General features: G+C 71.5%; 1 protein-coding gene. It reads left to right on the top strand.

The genetic code is table 11. From position 1 onward, the window contains the following. The coding region (locus tag CCN42_RS39805) for an aminotransferase class III-fold pyridoxal phosphate-dependent enzyme (protein ID WP_143662215.1) at nt 1-742 on the top strand (742 nt) is incomplete at its 5' end. Nucleotides 743-745: the final 3 nt, after the last annotated feature.

Below are 745 nucleotides of genomic sequence, written 5' to 3'. Positions count from 1 at the left end.
CGACGCCGTGCGGGCCGCCTTCCAGGCGCACCCCGGGGAGATCGCCTGTGTGATCACCGAGGCCTCGCCCGGCAACATGGGCGTCGTGCCGCCGCTGCCCGGGTTCAACCAGGGGCTGAAGGACGCCTGCGCCGAGAACGGCGCGCTGTACATCTCCGACGAGGTCATGACCGGGTTCCGGACCAGCCGCGCCGGGTGGTTCGGGGTCGACGGCGTCGTACCCGATCTGCTGACCTTCGGGAAGGTCATGGGCGGCGGGTTCCCCGCCGCCGCGTTCGGCGGGCGGGCCGATGTCATGGCGCATCTCGCGCCCGCCGGGCCCGTCTACCAGGCCGGCACCCTGTCGGGGAACCCGGTCGCCACCGCCGCCGGGCTGGCCCAGCTGCGGCTGCTCGACGACGCGGCGTACGCCAAGGTCGACGCGGCCTCGCAGCAGATCCAGGCGATGGTGAGCGAGGCACTGACGAAGGAGGGCGTGGCGCACACGCTGCAGAACGCCTCCAACATGTTCTCCGTGTTCTTCACCGACCGGCCGGTGCGGAACTACGAGGACGCCAAGGGACAGGAGTCGTTCCGCTTCACCGCGTTCTTCCACGCGATGCTGGCGAACGGCGTGTACCTGCCGCCGTCCTCCTTCGAGTCGTGGTTCGTGTCCACCGCGCACGACGAGCGGGCCCTGCAGAAGATCGCCGACGCCCTTCCGGCGGCGGCCCGGGCGGCTGCGGAGGCGACCGAGCGATGAGTG

This window comes from Streptomyces glaucescens (genome assembly GCF_002154375.1).
Taxonomy (GTDB): domain Bacteria; phylum Actinomycetota; class Actinomycetes; order Streptomycetales; family Streptomycetaceae; genus Streptomyces; species Streptomyces glaucescens.
Note: the sequence above shows the minus strand (reverse complement) of the source record. Positions and strands in the feature narration are given on the sequence as shown.